This is a genomic window from Rossellomorea sp. RS05 (assembly GCF_039822645.1).
GTDB classification, from domain to species: Bacteria; Bacillota; Bacilli; order Bacillales; family Bacillaceae_B; genus Rossellomorea; species Rossellomorea marisflavi_B.
Genome location: NZ_JBDKWY010000006.1, coordinates 19,604 through 37,097, shown reverse-complemented (window position 1 = coordinate 37,097; position 17,494 = coordinate 19,604). Strand labels below are relative to the sequence as shown.

The 17,494-nt window shown below is 49.1% G+C and carries 15 protein-coding genes; 1 reads left to right on the top strand and 14 read right to left on the bottom strand.

The annotated features are described in order from the left end of the window. Positions 1-177: 177 nt before the first annotated feature. The 7 genes from rpmE to ABJ225_RS15185 form a co-directional block, all read right to left on the bottom strand. On the bottom strand, positions 178-387 hold the full coding sequence (gene rpmE, locus ABJ225_RS15215; RefSeq protein WP_048004836.1) for a 50S ribosomal protein L31: 210 nt from the start codon (positions 385-387) through the stop codon (positions 178-180). Between the two features lie 168 nt (positions 388-555). Then, positions 556-1,818 carry a transcription termination factor Rho gene (gene rho / locus ABJ225_RS15210; RefSeq protein WP_048004835.1) on the bottom strand — a complete coding sequence of 421 codons (1,263 nt, stop codon included), beginning with the start codon at positions 1,816-1,818 and terminating at the stop codon, positions 556-558. Between the two features lie 280 nt (positions 1,819-2,098). After that, positions 2,099-3,061, bottom strand: a complete 963-nt coding sequence (gene glpX, locus ABJ225_RS15205; RefSeq protein WP_347320974.1) for a class II fructose-bisphosphatase — start codon at positions 3,059-3,061, stop codon at positions 2,099-2,101. Between the two features lie 137 nt (positions 3,062-3,198). Further along, the gene (locus ABJ225_RS15200; protein ID WP_347320973.1) at positions 3,199-4,485 is read right to left on the bottom strand and encodes a UDP-N-acetylglucosamine 1-carboxyvinyltransferase; all 1,287 of its coding nucleotides are present in this window, start codon (positions 4,483-4,485) and stop codon (positions 3,199-3,201) included. A 165-nt stretch (positions 4,486-4,650) separates the two neighbouring features. Continuing rightward, complete coding sequence (gene fsa, locus ABJ225_RS15195; protein ID WP_053429663.1) at positions 4,651-5,292, bottom strand: fructose-6-phosphate aldolase; 642 nt, start codon at positions 5,290-5,292, stop codon at positions 4,651-4,653. Positions 5,293-5,461: 169 nt separating this feature from the next. Beyond that, complete coding sequence (locus ABJ225_RS15190; protein ID WP_053429664.1) at positions 5,462-6,319, bottom strand: class II fructose-bisphosphate aldolase; 858 nt, start codon at positions 6,317-6,319, stop codon at positions 5,462-5,464. A gap of 178 nt (positions 6,320-6,497) precedes the next feature. After that, entirely contained in the window at positions 6,498-6,860 is a 363-nt protein-coding gene (locus ABJ225_RS15185; RefSeq protein WP_048004830.1) for a response regulator, read from the bottom strand. Positions 6,861-7,048: 188 nt separating this feature from the next. On the opposite strand from ABJ225_RS15185, the gene ABJ225_RS15180 reads away from it, so the two are divergent. Further along, entirely contained in the window at positions 7,049-7,573 is a 525-nt protein-coding gene (locus tag ABJ225_RS15180; RefSeq protein WP_218247369.1) for a DUF2529 domain-containing protein, read from the top strand. A gap of 142 nt (positions 7,574-7,715) precedes the next feature. Here the strand turns inward: ABJ225_RS15180 and ABJ225_RS15175 are convergent, their stop codons facing one another. From ABJ225_RS15175 to ABJ225_RS15145, 7 genes are all read right to left on the bottom strand, one after another. Next, complete coding sequence (locus ABJ225_RS15175) at positions 7,716-7,952, bottom strand: hypothetical protein (protein ID WP_218247368.1); 237 nt, start codon at positions 7,950-7,952, stop codon at positions 7,716-7,718. A gap of 426 nt (positions 7,953-8,378) precedes the next feature. Next, positions 8,379-9,983 (bottom strand): CTP synthase, encoded by a 1,605-nt coding sequence (locus ABJ225_RS15170; RefSeq protein ID WP_053429666.1) that lies wholly within the window; start codon positions 9,981-9,983, stop codon positions 8,379-8,381. A gap of 370 nt (positions 9,984-10,353) precedes the next feature. Then, complete coding sequence (rpoE, locus tag ABJ225_RS15165) at positions 10,354-10,911, bottom strand: DNA-directed RNA polymerase subunit delta (RefSeq protein ID WP_056539238.1); 558 nt, start codon at positions 10,909-10,911, stop codon at positions 10,354-10,356. A 310-nt stretch (positions 10,912-11,221) separates the two neighbouring features. After that, on the bottom strand, positions 11,222-14,479 hold the full coding sequence (gene icmF / locus ABJ225_RS15160) for a fused isobutyryl-CoA mutase/GTPase IcmF (RefSeq protein WP_347320972.1): 3,258 nt from the start codon (positions 14,477-14,479) through the stop codon (positions 11,222-11,224). After that, positions 14,476-15,129 (bottom strand): TetR/AcrR family transcriptional regulator, encoded by a 654-nt coding sequence (locus ABJ225_RS15155; RefSeq protein WP_347320971.1) that lies wholly within the window; start codon positions 15,127-15,129, stop codon positions 14,476-14,478. Before ABJ225_RS15155 ends, icmF begins: the two co-directional genes overlap by 4 nt. A gap of 53 nt (positions 15,130-15,182) precedes the next feature. Next, positions 15,183-16,322 (bottom strand): acyl-CoA dehydrogenase, encoded by a 1,140-nt coding sequence (locus ABJ225_RS15150; protein ID WP_053429670.1) that lies wholly within the window; start codon positions 16,320-16,322, stop codon positions 15,183-15,185. A 24-nt stretch (positions 16,323-16,346) separates the two neighbouring features. Continuing rightward, the gene (locus ABJ225_RS15145; protein WP_347320970.1) at positions 16,347-17,483 is read right to left on the bottom strand and encodes an acyl-CoA dehydrogenase; all 1,137 of its coding nucleotides are present in this window, start codon (positions 17,481-17,483) and stop codon (positions 16,347-16,349) included. Positions 17,484-17,494: the final 11 nt, after the last annotated feature.

Sequence of the window (17,494 nt, the reverse complement as noted above, 5' to 3'; positions counted from 1 at the left end):
TATATGTAAACGAATCATTCAGGTGATTTTTCCAGAAAAAAAGAGGCACGAAACGCTCCATGCCCGACTTTTGTCCTGTTAATCCGCCCGAAATCGTAAAATGGGCTAATAAAAAACAGGCAAGCATGAACATCCTTGCCTGTTCTGGAATAGAAGGGACGACGCCCTTCCATTTCATTATTGGTTAGATTTAAGACCGTATTTTTTGTTGAAACGGTCAACACGTCCACCAGCATCCGCGAATTTCTGACGGCCAGTGTAGAATGGATGGCATTCAGAACAAACCTCAACGCGCATTTCTTCTGCTACTGAACCAGTTTCAAATTCGTTACCGCATGCACATTTCACAGTGATTGTGTTGTACTTTGGATGAATTCCTTGTTTCATTACGTTCATCTCCTTCCGCCCTGAATCATCTGAGACAGAGTAATTTATTTACGAAGATAAATATGTGATATGAGCATAAGCCGTTAAAAAGCCAGCCCCTTACCACATCCAGTTATTCAAAACACATTGATTATATTATAACAAGGTCGTCCCTATCTTGCAACCCCGTTATCTTTTTTTCGCTTCATCAGCCAACACGTTGAAGAACTCTTCGTTCGTCTTCGTCTGTTTGATTTTACGCATGAGTTTCTCGGCAAAATCAGGCTGATCCGACATGGCTTTACGGATGGCCCACAGTTTATCAAGATGATCTGGCTGAATAAGGAGTTCTTCCTTACGGGTACCCGAGCGACGGATATCGATGGCCGGGAAGATGCGTCGTTCAGCGAGTGAACGATCAAGGTGAAGCTCCATGTTACCCGTTCCTTTGAACTCTTCATAGATGACATCATCCATACGGGATCCCGTATCAACAAGAGCCGTGGCAAGCACCGTGAGGCTACCGCCTTCTTCAATATTACGCGCCGCACCGAAGAAGCGCTTCGGACGGTGGAATGCCGCCGGGTCGATCCCTCCTGAAAGGGTACGTCCGCTTGGTGGAATAACGAGATTATAGGCACGTGCCAGACGGGTGATGCTGTCCATGAGAATGATGACATCGCGCTTATGCTCAACGAGACGCATTGCACGTTCAAGGACAAGCTCTGCCACCTTGATGTGATTCTCAGGCACTTCATCGAAGGTCGAGCTGACCACTTCCGCTTCAACGGAACGCTCGATGTCTGTCACTTCCTCAGGACGTTCGTCGATGAGGAGGATGATCAGCTCCGCTTCCGGATGATTCGTGGTGATGGAATTGGCGATCTCCTTGATGAGCATCGTTTTACCCGCTTTAGGCGGGGCAACGACCAATCCACGCTGACCGAAACCGACAGGCGCCATCAGATCCATGATGCGCGTCGAGATTTTGTTCGGCGTGGTTTCTAACTTGATTTGGCGATCAGGATATAAAGGAGTAAGACCCGGGAAATGAACGCGTTCCTTCGCTGCATTCGGTTCTTCCCCGTTGACCATCTCTACTTGAAGCAGTCCGAAATAACGCTCGTTCTCTTTTGGAGGACGCACTTTACCAGACACTTTATCCCCATTCCTCAGGTCGAAGCGTCTGATCTGTGAAGCAGAGATATAAATATCCTCAGAACTTGGTGAATAGTTGATCGGTCGAAGGAATCCGAAGCCTTCCGACTGGATGATCTCGAGTACTCCTTCCATGAAGAAGAAGCCTTCCTGTTCCGCCCTCACCTTGAGGATGGCAAAAATAAGCTCTTTTTTCGTTAATTTACTATAATATGAAACTTTGTATTGTTTGGCCAGCTCATAAAGCTCTTTCAGCTTCATATTTTCCAAGCTGGAAATCGTTAATTCTTCCATAATGACACCACGCTTTATTAATTTGTCCTTCTAAAGGGCATAGGTTTTGAGGAAATGACTGAAGAAATGATGAATGAAGCAGTTAAAATGAGTTCTAGCTGAAGTGAAAACCTTAATCATTGTACCTATACTCATCCATTTACGCAAGATGCCGTTTCGGCCGGATGGACGATCTGTACAGGGGAATGAAGGAAGGAAAATGGTGAAGAAAGAGCATGCGGCAACACACAGAAGTAATGAAGGGCAGAACCACTTCTGCCCTTCATACTGTATGAGACTCTTATTTCATGACGAGATTCGGTTTCTTTTGGAGGCTGTGCCTTCCATCGATGAATCGTACGGTTCCGGATTTGGCACGCATGACGACCGAGTGGGTCAACCCGTAGGCACCTTTCAGCTGGACACCTTTCAGGAGCTCCCCATCGGTGACACCCGTAGCCGCGAAGATGGCGTCATCTCCGCATACAAGGTCCTCCATGCGAAGGATCTTGTCGACATCTAGGCCCATACCGATGCATCGTTGCTGTTCGGCATCATTTTGAGGAAGCAGCTTTCCTTGGATCTCTCCTCCAAGGCACTTCAATGCAACAGCAGCGAGTACCCCTTCAGGAGCTCCGCCCGATCCGAAGAGAATGTCCACACCCGTATGGTCAAAGGCCGTGTTCATGGCACCTGCAACATCCCCATCATTGATGAGTTTGATCCGGCATCCGACGTCCCTGAGCTGCTGGATGATATGCTGATGACGTTCACGGTTCAGGACCGTTGCCACTACATCCTCGATGTCTTTGTTCTTTGCCTTGGCGACAGCTTTCAGGTTATCCAGGATGGACGCATTGATATCGATCTGCCCGACGGCTTCTGGCCCGACGGCGATTTTGTCCATGTACATATCAGGAGCATTCAACAGATTGCCATCATCGGCAACAGCCAGGACCGCAAGTGCGTTCCATCCACCGGAAGCGACGATATTCGTCCCTTCCAAGGGATCGACGGCTACATCCACGCGCGGACCATAGCCTGTCCCGAGCTTTTCTCCGATATACAGCATAGGCGCTTCGTCCATCTCGCCTTCACCGATGACGACCGTTCCCTTCATCGGTACCGTATCGAATACATCCCTCATGGCAGATGTTGCAGCGTCGTCTGCTTCATCCTTCAAACCGCGTCCCATCCAGCGAGCTGATGCAAGCGCGGCGCCTTCCGTCACTCGTACAAGTTCCATCGATAAACTTCTCTCCATGAATAAAAGCCTCCCATTCCCGTTTATGTGAGCCTTCCGCCTATGAAGCGAAACAGCTTAAATTGTATAACCTAATGACAGATTTATTGTATCACATTCAAACGGGAGCGAGAGTCATTTTTCCGAAATAATTGTTTTTACGATTTTAGTTGTTCCAATTCTTCCTCGGTCATCTTCTCTCTCCAGATGGTTGCACCCAATCCTTCGAGCTTTTCGACGAGGTCGCTGTAACCGCGATCGATATGTTCCAACCCTGTGACTTCCGTGACGCCTTCCCCCATGAGTCCGGCAATGACAAGAGCCGCACCAGCGCGAAGGTCACTTGCCTTCACCTTGGCTCCCTGCAGTTGTACAGGTCCATTGACGATGGCGGAACGCCCCTCGACCTTGATCGTTACATTCATCCTTCTGAGCTCGTCAATATGCTTGAATCGCGCAGAATAGATCGTATCAGTCACCACAGCTGAACCTTCCGCCCTATTCAGGAGGGTCGTGAACGGCTGCTGGAGGTCTGTCGGGAAACCAGGGTAGACGAGGGTCTTCACGTCGACGGCTTTGAGCTTGTCCGCCCTGCCGATGAAGATCTGATCATCGTTCGTCTCGACAGGTACACCCATTTCCCTGAGCTTGGCGATGACGGATTCCATATGGAGAGGAATGACATTATCGACCAATACGCCTTTGCCGACGGCAGCAGCCAGAATCATGAATGTCCCGGCTTCGATCCGATCAGGGATGATCGTGTGGCGGCATCCGTGAAGTTCATCGACTCCATCGATCCGGATCACGTCAGTGCCCGCCCCTTTGATCTTCGCACCCATATTCGATAGAAGCGTAGCCACATCGATGATTTCCGGTTCTTTGGCCGCGTTTTCGATGACCGTACGGCCTTTTGCCCGGACGGCAGCAAGCATGATGTTGATGGTGGCTCCTACGCTCACCACATCAAGATAGATCCTGGCGCCTCTAAGTTCATCAGCACGGAGATAGATGGCTCCCTGCTCATTCGTCACTTCGGCCCCCAAGGCCTCAAAGCCTTTGATATGCTGGTCGATGGGACGGGGTCCAAGGTGGCACCCCCCAGGCAGGCCAATGACGGCTTTCTTGAAGCGTCCAAGCATGGCACCCATCAAATAGTAGGAAGCACGAAGTTTTTTCACTTTTCCACTCGGCAGAGGCATGGACACCATGCTGGATGGATCGACATTCATTTCTCCATCATCACCAAGACTGACCGTACCCCCGATTTCTTCGAGGAGGTCTTTGAGCGTCCGTACATCCGAGATATCCGGAAGCCCTTCAATCGTCACAGGGGAATCGGCCAGAATGGTAGCCGGGATCAGGGCGACGGCGCTGTTTTTCGCCCCGCTTACCTTGATGGTCCCCTCAAGCGGATAACCGCCTGCAATTTTAAGCTTTTCCATAGTTAAACTCCCTTCCTTGCTGCACAGGTTTCAGCCTGCTAGCCAAAAGGATTAATTTTCCATAAGCGAACCGTCTAAGAAGTATTGTCTACTAGTGTATACATCTTTCGTCAAATCATGTATGATTTGCTCGAAAAAAATTCCACTCTTTACTATAACGCAGAGTCAGCGGTTGTTCCAGTCTGCCAGAAACGCTTCAATCCCTTTATCCGTCAGTGGATGATGGAACAGCTGCTTGAGCACTTTGAGAGGGACAGTGGCAATATGTGCCCCCCGGAGCGCCGCTTCCGTAATATGCTGCGGATGGCGGGTGGACGCCGCGATAATCTCTGTTTCAAGACCGTGGATGGCAAAGATTTCAGCAATCTTCGATACCAGTTCAAGACCGTCATGCCCGATATCATCTAGTCTTCCTAAAAAAGGCGAAACGTAGGTAGCACCTGCACGGGCGGCAAGGAGTGCTTGGTTCGCACTGAAGATTAGCGTCACATTGGTCTTGATTCCTTCTTTAGCAAAAGTAGATGCTGCCGTTAGCCCATCCGGGGTCATCGGCAATTTGATCGTAATATTCGGAGCGATCTTGGCCAGTTCCAGCCCTTCCTTGATCATTCCTTCAGCATCTAGCGCAATGACTTCTGCGCTGACAGATCCCGGTACGAGCTCTGTGATTTCCTTGAGGCGTTCTTCAAAGGTCACCCCTTTTTCCTTTGCCACCAAAGATGGATTCGTCGTCACACCAGACACGATCCCCCAGTTGTACGCTTCTCTGATTTCGTCCATGTTCGCTGTATCAATAAAAAATTTCATTTCCCTCTCCCCCAGGTTTCGACAAAATTTTCAATCAACTTAAATGAACGGAAAGGACTGGACCAGTCGTTTCCACTGGTGCCAGTCCCATCCATCTGCATTCTATACATACCACAAAAGGGAAAAGACTAACCTGACGGCACGCTTTTCCTACTTTTGACCTTATTGATTACGCTTGGTTAGAAGAACCGAATTCACGCATTTTACCGATTACTGTCGCTTTGATTGCTTCACGAGCAGGTCCGAGGTATTTACGTGGATCGTATACTTCAGAATCAGCAGCAAGTACTTCGCGTACTTTCTTAGCTGAAGCGATTTGGTTTTCAGTGTTCACGTTGATTTTAGCAGTTCCGTAAGAGATCGCTTTTTGGATATCTTTTGTCGGAATTCCAGTACCACCGTGAAGAACTAGAGGAACGCCAGTAGCTGCTCCGATTTCTTCCATTTCTTTGAAGCCTAGGTTTGGTTCACCTTTGTAAGGACCGTGAACAGAACCAAGAGCTGGAGCAAGTGTATCAATACCAGTACGTTCTACTAGTTCTTGACACTCTTTAGGGTCAGCATAGATTACGCCATCAGCGATGACATCATCTTCTTGACCGCCCACTGTTCCAAGTTCAGCTTCAACAGAAACACCTTTTGAGTGAGCATATTCAACCACTTTGGAAGTGATTTCGATATTTTCTTCGAAAGGACCGTGTGAAGCATCGATCATAACAGATGTGAAGCCAGCGTCGATCGCTTCTTTACATTTATCGAAGCTTGAACCGTGGTCCAAGTGGATCGCAACAGGTACAGTGATGTTCAAGTCTTCCATAAGACCTTCAACAATCTTCACGACTGTTTTGAATCCGCTCATGTAACGTGCCGCACCTTCAGAAACACCTAGAATGACAGGTGATTTCTCTTCTTCTGCAGCTTGCAGGATCGCTTGAGTGAACTCAAGATTGTTCAGGTTGAACTGACCAACTGCATAGTTTTTTTCTTTTGCTTGAATAAGCATGTCTTTCATAGACACTAAAGGCATGACTGTTTCCTCCTTTTATCCGTCAGTATACCATCCTGTCTGGAGATGGCGGTGTTAGTTATAGCACCACGTGACATTGTTTACAATTTCACTTGTATCATACCAAAACAGAATAGATTTTACCAACAGAGAAGACGAAATGCTAAAAATACTACTATTTTTATTTTTCTAACAAATTTTAGGCAGGGATATACTGTTTGACGGCCCGGCGGATATCGTCGATATCAAACGGCTTAGCGAAATGTGTTAGAGCCCCAAGGTCTTTCGCCTCCTGGATCATATCGAGCTCACCGTATGCCGTCATGATGATGACCCTGATCCCATCGTCCTTTTGCTTCATCCTCTTCAGGATTTCAATCCCATCCATTCCAGGTATTTTCATATCAAGGAGGACAAGATCGGGGGAATGCTGATCGACAATTTCCAGTGCCTGTATCCCGTTCGCGGCCTGGAATGTTTGATATCCTTCCTTTTGAAGTACCTCATTCAATAGAATCCTGATACCAAATTGATCATCCACGATTAGTATTTTCTCGTTCATAAAGCCCTATCCCCTCCGTTTATGGTGTCGTTATGTAAAAACGTTCCTGCACTGATGCCAACTTTTATTATAAGTAATTCTCTGCCAAAGGGGAATATCCTTCTCTTCCACAACATTTTACTTCTCCACACGTCCCATTTATAATGACGTATAGTCCATTACTCGAAAATAAGGAGAATCCACATATTATGATCAAGATGTTCACGACTCAGCTGACCGGTCTCTTTCAGCGGATTTCCGGCAAGCAGGAATTCGAAATCGAAGACTCCTCCCGCCTGCTAGCCCAGGCTGCCATAGGAGAGGGAACGATTTATATACAAGCATTCGGTGAAATGGAAGGCGTGGCTGCGGAGGCCATTTCCGGCGCCGAGCCCCTACCTTCAGCTGCAAGGTATCACGAAGACGCCGAGCTGACGGAAGCAGACCGCGTCTTGATCGTCACCAGGTTTTCCACTGATGAAGAAGCCGTGACCTTCGCCCGCGGTCTCGCAGAAAAAGGCATCCCGACCGTAGGGATTTCCGGTATGGTGCCCGGAGATGGAAGTCTCGAGGAGATCTGTGACTTCCACGTTGATACGAAAGTCATCAAAGGACTACTTCCCGGGGAAGAAATTGGGGAAAGGGTCAGCTTCCCTTCTAGCATGGCTGCCCTCTATATTTATTTTGCCCTATCGTTCCTGATCAAAGAGATTCTATCAGAATATGAAGAATGAAATCGTCCCGCCTGATGATGGCGGGACGATTTTTTTTGTGTGCTTTGAAGGTTCCTGGCGTGGATATAGGTGACTGCTAGCACAAGCACCAGCACGCTCCCCTTGATGATTTCAAACGCATAGTAGGGAAGATTTATCATGATTAGACCGATGAGGGCTGCCCCGAAGAAGGTACGCTGTAGATCGAATAGCCTCCTGTATGGGTCCGGTCGAAGCAGGTAATGATATTTATCGTCCTCAGGGTGGCCAGGAGTTCGGGAATCCCGATCTTCACGATGAGAAGGGAGTTGATAGACGGACAAGTCCCGACGGCAATCGGAAGCAGAATGACCAGCCACAGAGGCGCCTCATACCATACCATCAGGGAGAACGTGATCACGGTGGATAGAGTAAGTGGTTTTCATAAAGAAATATGGGATTTTGACCGCCGTTTTTGTCGAGTGGGTGTAATGGGGCTACAGTTAGGCTCTATCAACCCTCAATTTATCGTAAATTTAACTGTTTTTCAGCATTTCAGGCATTTTTTTTCGATCCTCACTCACGTTTATTACCGACTTTTTCAATTTTATTTTCAACTTTCCGATTTTTTCTATCGACTTTTAACTTTTTATTTCCAACTCTCGTTTTTTCATTGAACCATACTGCCAACTTAGGCAGTTTATTTTCAACTTAGAGACTTTATGATCAACTACCGATGTTTATTACCAACTTCCCCCTGCCCTTCTCTTCCAAAGCAGAGGATTTAACGTTTCAATCCAAAAAAACCGCCGGCAATAAGCCCCGGCGGCGTTCATTCATAGTGATTTCAGTTTTCTCCGTAAGCAAGCGTCGCTTCGATGAAATCTCTGAAGAGAGGTTGCGGACGTGTCGGGCGGGATGTGAATTCCGGGTGGAACTGGGACGCGACGAACCATGGGTGGTCGCTAAGCTCGATGACTTCCACAAGGCGTCCATCCGGGCTTGTTCCAGAGAAGACAAATCCTGCTTTCTCCATTTGCTCACGATAGTGATTGTTGAATTCGAAGCGGTGGCGGTGACGCTCATAAACCACTTCTCCATCATAGGCTGCATAGGCTTTTGATCCTTCAGTCAACTTACAAGGGTAAAGTCCAAGGCGCAGCGTACCACCAAGATCTTCGATGTCCTTTTGCTCAGGAAGAAGGTCGATGATCGGATGCGGTGTATCAGGATTCAACTCTGCAGAATGTGCTCCTTCGAGCCCAAGGACGTTTCGAGCGTATTCTACGGATGCAAGCTGCATACCGAGGCAGATTCCAAGGAACGGAACCTTGTTCTCACGTGCATACTGGGTTGCCACGATCTTCCCTTCGACACCACGGTCTCCGAATCCACCAGGGACAAGGATCCCATCGGCATCAGCCAATTGTTCTTGAACGTTCTCTTTATTGATGAGCTCTGAATTCAACCATTTCACTTGGATGTCGCTGTCGAAATGGTACCCGGCATGGCGGAGTGCTTCCACAACGGAAATGTACGCATCTTGAAGCTCTACATATTTACCGACAAGGGCGATTGTCGTTTTACGCGATAGATTGCGGACGCGTTCAACGAGCTCTGTCCATTCCGTCATATCAGGCTCATGGCAGTCGAGCTTGAGGTGCTGACAAGTAAGTTCATCCAGCTTTTGATCCTGCAGGGAAAGCGGAATGGAGTAAAGGGTATCGGCATCTGTCGCTTCGATGACCGCATGCTTGTCGATGTCACAGAACAAGGCAATCTTGTCTTTCATGTCTTGAGTCATCGGCATTTCTGCACGGACGACAATGACATTCGGCTGGATTCCCAGGCTGCGAAGTTCTTTTACGCTGTGTTGCGTCGGTTTTGTTTTCATTTCACCCGCTGCTTTGATGTAAGGAACAAGCGTACAGTGGATGTACATGACGTTGTCGCGACCTACATCACTCTTGATTTGACGGATGGCTTCCAAGAATGGAAGGGATTCGATATCCCCTACCGTTCCACCGATTTCCGTGATGACTACATCGGAATTCGTTTCACGGCCGGCACGGTATACGCGCTCTTTGATTTCATTCGTGATGTGAGGGATGACCTGAACCGTCCCTCCAAGATAATCGCCTCGACGCTCTTTTTTCAGGACCGTAGAGTAGATTTTACCTGTTGTCACAGAGCTGTATTTCGTCAGATTGATGTCGACGAAGCGCTCATAGTGACCAAGGTCAAGATCCGTTTCCGCGCCATCATCGGTAACGAATACTTCTCCGTGCTGATACGGGCTCATCGTTCCCGGATCCACGTTGATGTATGGATCGAATTTTTGGATCGTGACGCTGATGCCACGATTTTTTAACAATCTGCCAAGGGACGCTGCTGTGATCCCTTTCCCTAGTGACGACACTACGCCGCCTGTTACGAAAATATACTTAGTCATGTATATGTCCCCCTTCAAGAATATAGTTTGTTCAAAAAAAGTAGAGGGTGTCTCTTATGTACGCACGCCATGGTTTTATCATGTTCAAAGTACGGGAAGTCCATTCTTTGAATTATTCCATGGCATCATCGTTAAAAAGACAGCCTCTTTTTTTCGTTATACATGAGATTATAAGGGGTGAAGCGAAATCCGCCCCGATACGCCCGTCTTCCGGGATTTTTCCCGGAAAAAAATAAAAAACGCCCCGCTTACAAATCGTAAGGGGAGCGTTGATATACTCGATCAGTCCTCTTTTGAGGAGCCCAAATAAAATACTACCTTCCTCAAAGGAAGAAGTCAAGCATAGAATTCAGGACATGGAATGGAGAGATTATTTGCTCTCTTCTTCCTCGTCTTCGTCGAGATCTTCTTCGTCTTCATCCTCTTCATCGAACTCATCGATATCGAGATCTTCTTCTTCCTCTAGATCTTCAACGTCGTCAGCATCTTCTTCATCCAGATCCTCATCGTCAGTAAGATCGTCCTCTTCCGTATCATCAAGGTCTTCGAAATCAAGGTCTTCATCTTCAAGATCCTCGAATTCATCCAGATCAAGATCGTCTTCATCGGTTTTCTTCGCTTTTTTCTTTTTGGCAGATGATTTCATCGTAGGAACGGTTTCTTCCTCGATTTGATCGACTGGATACCATTCACGAAGTCCCCAGCGGTTATCACCAAGGGCCAGGAACTGACCGTCGATGTTGAGGTCTGTATAGAACTGGGCAAGTCTTGATTTGACTTCTTCTTTTGAGGCACCTGTCAGACTAGTGATTTCATCAAGAATTTCCTGGAAACCAAGGGCCTGCTTTTTTTCTTTCAAGATGGCGTGGGCAAGCTCGATAAATGCTGTTTGACGCAATTCTTCTTTGGATAATTGCTTTAAACTCAATGTACGCACTTCCTTTCTCTATTTAAACAATCTACTAGGTAGAATAAAAAAGGGCAAAAATTGTCCATTATCAGGTTTAGACCATATTCACCATTATAAACAAATTACAAGTCTTTATGCTAGAATTATCTAGATTTTACCGAACATTTTCTTATAAGGCTCCGGACTGTCCGCTTCATGGACCCATTCATGGGAATACGCTCATCTTATAGTTTCTAAAGAAAGATGGCAAGCACTCATTCCCCAAAGGATAAAAAAACCGAACTCTGCGCCTGGATGAAAGGGGCGCAGCCGTTCGGATTCATACGTTTTACATATTGCGTCTATATTGCCCTCCGACTTCATAAAGGGCCCTTGTGATCTGACCGAGACTCGCCACTCTGACCGTCTCCATCAGCTCTTCGAAAATATTCCCACCTTCGACAGCAGACTGCTTCAAGCGCTTGAGTGCTTCTTCCGTTTTGTCGCCGTGGCCCTGCTGGAACGCTTTGAGATTGTGAATCTGGGTTTCTTTCTCTTCCTTGGTTGCCCGGGCAAGTTCCATCCCGTCCACGTCTTCTTCAGAAGGAGGATTCGGATTAAGATACGTGTTCACTCCGACGATCGGAAGCTCTCCGGAATGCTTCTTCATTTCATAGAACATGGACTCTTCCTGGATCTTGCCGCGCTGATACTGGGTTTCCATGGCTCCGAGGACGCCTCCGCGATCATTGATGCGGTCGAATTCTGCAAGGACCATTTCCTCCACCAGATCCGTCAGCTCCTCCACGATGAAGGCTCCCTGAAGCGGATTCTCATTCTTCGAGAGGCCGTGCTCCTTGGTTATGATCATTTGGATTGCCATGGCCCGGCGGACCGATTCTTCCGTAGGTGTCGTGATGGCTTCATCATAGGCATTGGTGTGAAGGGAGTTACAGTTATCCTGGAGGGCCATGAGCGCCTGCAGGGTGGTGCGGATGTCATTGAAGTCGATCTCCTGGGCGTGAAGGGATCTTCCCGACGTCTGAATGTGATACTTCAGCTTCTGACTCCGCTCGTTCGCTCCGTACTTATCCCTCATGACCGTTGACCAGATCCGCCTTGCCACACGGCCGATGACCGTATACTCAGGATCGAGTCCATTGGAGAAGAAGAAGGAAAGATTCGGTGCAAATGCGTTGATGTCCATTCCCCTGCTGAGGTAGTACTCAACATACGTGAATCCATTCGCGAGGGTGAAGGCAAGCTGGGAAATCGGATTCGCTCCCGCTTCGGCAATATGATAACCGGAGATGGAGACAGAATAATAGTTCCTTACCTTATGATCAATGAAGTACTGCTGGATATCCCCCATCATCCTGAGGGCGAACTCCGTGGAGAATATACACGTATTCTGCCCCTGGTCTTCCTTCAGGATATCCGCCTGGACAGTGCCGCGCACAACGCTCAGGGTTTCTTCCCGGACTTTTGCATACTCTTCGACGGTGAGGATGCGCCCAAGTTCTTCTTCCTTGATCTTGATCTGCTGATCGATGGCCGTATTCATATACATGGCGAGGATGATCGGAGCCGGACCGTTGATCGTCATGGAGACCGACGTGGACGGTGCACAAAGATCGAATCCCTCATACAGCTTCTTCATATCTTCGAGGGTACAGATGCTGACCCCGCTCTCTCCTACTTTACCGTAGATATCGGGGCGGTGATCGGGATCTTCCCCGTAAAGGGTCACGGAATCGAATGCCGTACTGAGACGCTTGGCATCATCATCTTTGGACAGGTAGTGAAAACGGCGGTTCGTCCGTTCAGGGGTCCCTTCCCCTGCAAATTGTCGCTTAGGATCTTCCCCTTTTCGCTTGAACGGGAATACACCCGCCGTGTACGGGAATGAGCCCGGCACATTTTCTTTATATACCCATTCAAGGATTTGCCCGTAATCTTTATATCTCGGAAGGGCGACCTTCGGGATACTCAAGCCGGATAAGCTTTTGGTTTTAAGCTCTGTCACAATTTCACGGTCGCGGACCTTCGTGACGAATGAATCCTTGCTGTAAGTTTCCTTGAGGTTCTCCCATCCCCCCAGAATCTCCTTCGATTGCTCCGTCAGTTTCTTTTCCACTTCGTCTTTCAACGTGGTAAGGGAGTCCGTGACATCCCCTTGTTCCCCGACGGCTACGATGGCCCCTTCGAGCTGGAAGAGACGGCGGGCAAGATCGGACTGTTCTTCTGCTTTTCGGTGGTAATTCCGGACCGTTTCAGCGATTTCCCTCAAATAGTAACGGCGGTCGTTCGGGATGATGACGTTTTGCTTTTCCACGTCCACATTCTTCGAAAATCCTGTTTCCCATCCGAGGTTCATCTTACCGTTTACGGTATCGACGACAGCGGCAAACAGGGCGTTTGTGCCGGGATCATTGAACTGACTTGCAATCGTTCCGTATACCGGCATTTCATCGAGATCTTGATCGAATAATAGATGGCTTCGCTGATACTGCTTTTGCACCTGTCTCCGCGCATCTTCTGATCCTTTGCGCTCAAACTTATTGATGACGATGAGATCAGCGTAATCGATCATATCGATCTTTTCCAGCTGTGATGGTGCACCGAACTCGCTTGTCATCACATACATGGACAGATCACAGATCTCAGCGATTTCCGCATCCCCCTGACCGATACCGCTCGTTTCCACCACGACAAGATCATACCCTGCCGCTTTCACGACATTGATGGCGTCCTGGATGGCGAGGGAAAGCTCGGTCCTGGATCCGCGCGTGGCAAGACTTCTCATGTACACTCTCGGGTTGAAGATGGCGTTCATCCGGATCCTGTCACCGAGGAGTGCCCCGCCTGTCTTCTGTTTCGTCGGATCGATGGACAAAACCGCAATCCTCTTCTCTGGCAGTTCGTTCAGGAAGCGGCGGATCAGTTCATCCGTGAGGGAGCTTTTTCCCGCTCCCCCCGTTCCCGTGATTCCAAGGACCGGTACTTTGCTTGCGAGACCTTTGATTTCCGTGAAGACCGATTGAGCGGCGGCTGCCACTTCCTCCTTGGCACCGACCTGGTACTCAGCGAGTGAAATCAACCTGGAGATCGCATTGACGCTCCCACCTGCGAGATTTTCCACTTCCTTGCTTTCCGTCCCTTTGATCGTCGGGTAGTCGCATTCGTCAATCATCCGGTTGATCATCCCTTGAAGGCCCTGTGTCCTTCCGTCTTCCGGAGAGAAGATCCGGGCGATTCCGTATTCATGAAGCTCCTTGATCTCCTTCGGGATGATGACGCCGCCACCGCCTCCGTAGATGCGGATATGACCTGCGCCCCTCTCGTTTAAAAGGTCGTACATGTATTTGAAATATTCGACGTGTCCACCCTGGTAAGAGGAGATCGCGATACCCTGAACATCTTCTTGGATGGCAGCATTGACGACTTCTTCTACTGACCGGTTATGTCCAAGATGGATGACTTCCGCCCCGCTTGCCTGGATGATCCTCCGCATTATATTGATCGACGCATCATGCCCGTCGAACAGGCTCGATGCCGTGACGAAGCGGACATGGTGCTTTGGTTTATAAATCTCTACCGTGCTCATATGACTCCCCCTGTTCTCCCATGTGTCTCATATCCTATGACTCCTGCAAACAGTAGATCGATTTGAAGATTCATATAGTCTTGAAGTGAAAAGCGCTTTTGGAGCGCCCAGCGGCGGAATCCCCACATCTGCCCCTGGACGAAGACATTCTGTGCAAGGAGATGAATCCGCTCTGAATCAAGATCCAGCCTCCCCCTATCCACACAGCTTTGGATGAGCCCTTCCACCATGCCGACCATTTCCATCTCTTTTTTCAACACGTACGGCAGGGCGTCCTTCGACAGCGACTTCGCTTCCTGATACATGACGAGCACCTCATCCTGCATCCGGTCCATCACCTGGAAGTAATGGGCGATGCCTAGCTTCAGGCTCTCCATCGTCCCTTCTCCCACATCCAATTCTTCCAGCTCCAATCGTACTTGTTCATAGATCCTGTCGCAGACAAGATAGAGCACATCTTCCTTTGTTCGTATATATTCATAGAGCGTTCCGATACTGAATCCGGCGGCCTTTGCAATCTCTCTTGTCGTGGTGCGATGAAACCCCTTTTGTTTAAATAGTGAGACAGCCCCTTTGATCATTTGATCCCGCCTCTTCTCTACCAAACGTTCATCCTTGACCGACGCATGCACTTCTCTTTTGTCTTTCACTACAATCGACCGCCTTTCCGTGCGTAATGACCCCTTATCCCCTTTGTTTCTCTTTATTTCGTAACCATCCGTGAGATGACGAGGCGTTGGATTTCCTGCGTCCCCTCATAGATTTGCGTGATTTTCGCATCCCTCATGAACCGTTCCACCGGGTAGTCTTTCGTATAGCCGTATCCACCGAAGATCTGGACAGCTTCTGTCGTCACCTTCATGGCCGTATCCCCTGCCATCAATTTCGACATGGCCGATTCTTTACCATACGGAAGACCTTCCGACTCGAGCCATGCTGCTTGATAAGTCAGGAGCCTGGATGCTTCGATGCTGGTCGCCATATCGGCAATCTTGAAGGAAATCCCTTGATTCGCAGCAATCGGCTTCCCGAACTGCTCCCGTTCCTTGGCGTAATCAACAGACGCATCGAGGGCACCCTGGGCAATCCCCACTGCCTGGGCAGCGATGCCGTTCCTGCCTCCATCAAGGGTCATCATGGCGATCTTGAATCCTTCCCCTTCTTTCCCAAGAAGGTTTTCCTTCGGTACTTTACAGTCTTCAAAGATGATTTCAGTCGTCGGTGAAGATCGGATTCCTAGCTTCTTCTCTTTTTTCCCTACTGAGAAACCTGGGAAATCCTTTTCGACGATGAAGGCACTCGTCCCGCGCTGACGCTGTGATGGATCGGTCAGGGCGAATACGACGTAGGTGTCGGCGATGCCGCCATTCGTGATGAAGATCTTCGAGCCGTTCAGCACGTAGTGGTCCCCTTCAAGGCGTGCAGTCGTCTTCATGCCGCCCGCATCAGATCCCGATGCCGGCTCCGTGAGACCATAAGCCCCGATTTTCTCCCCTTGTGCCATCGGACGGAGATATTTCTGCTTTTGTTCTTCCGTACCGAATTTATAAACCGGCCACCCGGCAAGGGACGTATGGGCAGACAGCGTCACACCGATCGATGCGCACACCCTTGAGAGCTCTTCTACTGCGATGCAATAGGCAAGGAAGTCACTTCCGATACCGCCGTATTCCTCCGGCCAGGGAATGCCCGTCAGTCCGAGTTCGGCCATCTTATGGAAAAGCTCCATATCGAAGCGCTCTTCTTCATCTCTCTCAGCAGCCGTCGGCGCCACTTCATTCCTGGCAAAATCGCGGACCATCTTCCGGATCATTTCATGCTCTTCGGATAATTTGAAATTCATCTTCGTTCCCCCATCTCATGATTGTTAAACAAGCAGGTGCTTCCCGATCACCATCCGCTGGATCTCGCTCGTACCTTCATAGATTTCCGTCACTTTGGCATCCCTGAAAAGCCTCTCCACGGGATATTCCTTCGTATAGCCGTACCCTCCGTAAACCTGGATGGCTTCCGTTGAAACATCAACGGCGGCTTTTGAAGCGAATAATTTGGCCATGCTCGCTTCCTTGCCGCAGGAGACTCCCCGCGAACGGAAATCTGCCGCCCGGTATACAAGAAGCTTCGATGCTTCCACGGACGTTGCCATATCGGCAAGCTTAAAGCCGATGCCCTGTTGGGCGGCAATCGGCTTCCCGAACTGCGCGCGCTCTTTAGCATAAGCCGTTGAAAATTCGAATGCGGCTTCAGCGATCCCGAGAGCCTGGGCCGCGATTCCGATGCGGCCGACATCCAGATTGTTCATGGCGATCCTGAATCCGTCTCCGCGCTTACCGAGAAGATTTCCGGCAGGTACCTTCATGTCTTCAAACGTCAGCTGGACCGTACGTGATCCGTGGAGCCCCATCTTATGTTCGTCCTTTCCGATCACGAGTCCTTCCGTCCCTTTCTCGACGATGAAGGCCGAGACGCCGCGGCTACCCATATCGGGATCCGTCACGGCGAACACGATGTAGGTATCCGCCTCCCCACCATTCGTGATGAAGACCTTTGAACCGTTCAACACATAATGGTCACCCCGGTCTTCCGCCTTCGTTTTCAAGCTCTTTGCATCAGATCCCGCACTCGGTTCCGTCAGGCAGAATGCCCCAAGGTATTCGCCGCTTGCAAGCTTCGGAATATAGGTTTGTTTCTGTTCTTCCGTACCGAAATAAAGGATCGGATTCGTGCCGACCGACGTATGGACCGACAGGATGACCCCGATGGTGGCGCTCACCCTCGACAGCTCATGGATGGCAATGATGTAGGAAGTGAAATCCATTCCTGCTCCTCCATACTCTTCAGGAATCGTGATTCCCATCAATCCGAGCTCTGCCATCTTGTTCAGGATCTCCCTGGGAAATTCCCCATCTTCCATCCTCTCAATGAATGGACTGATCTCAGAGTCAGCAAAGCCCCGTACCATCTTCCTCATCATCTTCTGCTCTTCTGTGAAACGAAGTTCCATGCTTCATTCCT